The 2,403-nt window shown below is 66.1% G+C and carries 3 protein-coding genes; all 3 read left to right on the top strand.

From position 1 onward, the window contains the following. Positions 1–1,133: hypothetical protein (locus tag VGI62_RS20780; protein WP_331506485.1), on the top strand; the 1,133-nt coding region annotated here is incomplete at its 5' end. 84 nt (positions 1,134–1,217) lie between these two features. After that, the gene (locus VGI62_RS20775; protein WP_331506484.1) at positions 1,218–1,706 is read left to right on the top strand and encodes a MarR family transcriptional regulator; all 489 of its coding nucleotides are present in this window, start codon (positions 1,218–1,220) and stop codon (positions 1,704–1,706) included. Between the two features lie 336 nt (positions 1,707–2,042). Then, positions 2,043–2,403: hypothetical protein (locus VGI62_RS20770; protein ID WP_331506483.1), on the top strand; the 361-nt coding region annotated here is incomplete at its 3' end.

The following is a 2,403-nucleotide window of genomic DNA, read 5'->3' as shown; positions in this document are numbered from 1 at the left end:
CAATGTCGGAAGCCAATTTGCTGGACCAGGTGGAGCGTCAATTCCTGGGGTTCCCCTCGCCGACCTCACGGCGGATCCCGGCCGGCGGCCACCCCTGCCAGGGCCTATATTGGACGCCCAAGGGCAAACGGCCGAAGACCGCGTTCATCGCTACGCACTACAACGTCGATTTCAGCGAGCACTATATCGCTGAATATCTGGCCTCGCGCGGCTACGGCTTCTTGGGCTGGAACACGCGCTACCGCGGCGCGGAAGATCAGTTCCTGCTCGAACACGCCCTGATCGACATCGGGGTGGGGGTGCGCTGGCTGCGCGAGAGCGCCGGCGTCGAGCGCGTTGTAATCCTGGGCAACTCCGGCGGCGGATCCTTGATGGCGGCCTATCAGGCCGAAGCCATCGCCCCGACCCTGGCCGGTGGGCTGCAAGGCGCCGGTCGCGCGGCGCTCGAGACCCTGCCGAAGGCCGACCTCTACGTCTCCCTGAACGCCCACCAGGGACGCCCCGAGGTGCTGACCTCGTGGCTGGACCCCTCGATCCTCGATGAATCGGATCCCGTAGGCACCGACGAAACGCTCAACCCCTACAACCCAGACAACGGCCCGGCCTACGCGCCTCAGTTCATCGAGCGCTATCGCGCCGCCCAGCGCACCCGTAACCAGCGGATCACCGACTGGGCGAAGGCCGAACTCGCCCGGCTGAACGCAGCCGGGATCCCCGACCGGGTGTTCCCGCTCTACCGGGCCTGGGCCGACCTGCGCTTCATGGATGGCGCGATCGACCCTTCGGATCGAAAGTCGCCGTGGTGCTACCGCGGAGACCCCGCCGCCGCCAACCGGGGCCCGGGCTTGGGCCGGGTCAACAACCTGACGACCTGGCTTTCGATGTGGAGCCTGGAGACGTCCAAGTGCCAGGGCGGCGCGCAACTGGCCAAGTTCGACACTCCTGCCCTGGTGGTGCTGGCGACCGGCGACGCGGGCGTCTTCCCAAGCGACGCGCGGCAGATCTTCGAGGCCATCGCCTCGGCTGACAAGCAGCTCGAGGTTCTTCCGGGCGCCCACTACTTCGAGGATTCTCCGGCGCACCGCCATCGCGTCGCGGACCTGATCTGCGCCTGGGTCGCCGCCCGCAGCTGAGCTCGGCCCAGGCTCTTGCCGTGATCGATAGCCGTCTAAGTGCCGGCGTTGATCTCCCCTGGGCGGGGATGCCAAACAAGCCTGATGGCCAAGGCGAGCGACGGCGATTTTCAGATCGACCCCAACGACAGCCTTGGCTACCTCTGCCGGATCGCCTTTCGGAACTTCTCCCGCGCGCTTGAGCGGCGGACGCTGCCGCACGGGATCTCCAGCGGCCAGTGGCGGTTCCTGCGGGTCCTCTGGATCGAGGACGGCATCACCCAGCGCGAGCTGAGCCGCCGTGTCGGCCTTCGCGAACCCACCACGGTCACCGCATTGAAGGCCCTCGAGAAGGCCGGCCTCATTCATCGATGGCAGAGCAAGGAAGACCGCCGCAAGCTCCAGTTCTACGTCACCCCGAAGGCTCGGCAGCTGGAGCTCGCGTTGTCGCCCTACATCGTCGAGGTGAACGAGATCGCGACCCAGGGGCTCTCCTCGAATGAGGTCGAGGTCCTGCAGGATCTCTTGCGCAGGGTCGGGCACAACCTGTCCGAGGATGTGGACTCCGACCGCCCGCTCGACAGCTCCATCTGAGTCCCCCCGCGCCTTGTGGCGCTTCACCGTGGCGGCTGCGGACCCGATCCAGGATCCATGACTTCGTGCTGGTGAACACCAGACGTCTCTATGTGCGGGCCGCTGGATCTCCAGAACCGGCCCGGATTGATCGATAGCCGGAGCGGGTGACAGGCTAAAAGCCAAGCTTGCGATCGGGATCGCGAGGCCGCTCGACCTTCGCCAGGACTCATTCCGGGACAGTTGTCAATTGGGATGGTCTACACATTGAATGCAACTTCACCTCAATTATTCCTCTGCGTGAACGCCGGAGATCAACGCAAGCAAGCGCTGGCCCGCGATTACACGAGGGGAGAGATGGACAGATTTCCCGGAGCGCGCCGTCTGAACCGCAGCGGCCTCTTCCTCGCCGCCTCGGCGGCCAGCCTATGCCTGCCGATCGCGGCCTTCGCCCAGACGAACGTGACCATCGGTGGCGGAACCGCCACGGGCGGAGCCACGGGCGGAGCCAGCAACAACACGACCTCAGGTGTTGTCATTGGCGACCGCGCGCTTCTTCAATCCGATTCCGGGCCCCTGGGCGACATGCCCGACGTCGTGATCGGCGCGGGCGCTGTTTCCACCGGATCGCAAGCCATCCTAGGGCCAACTGGGGTTGTCATCGGCGGCGGCCCCAACACGGTCGTGGGCGCCGCTGCCGAAGCCCTTAACGCCACCG

It is taken from the genome of Phenylobacterium sp. (genome assembly GCF_036495085.1).
GTDB lineage: Bacteria > Pseudomonadota > Alphaproteobacteria > Caulobacterales > Caulobacteraceae > Phenylobacterium.
The sequence above is the reverse complement of the archived record's forward strand: the minus strand, read 5'-3'. Positions and strand labels throughout refer to the sequence as shown.

Coding starts and splice junctions, on each gene's coding strand:
- VGI62_RS20775 (WP_331506484.1), top strand. CDS start 1,218: ATGGCCAAGGCGAGCGACGGCGATTTTCAGATCGACCCCAACGACAGC.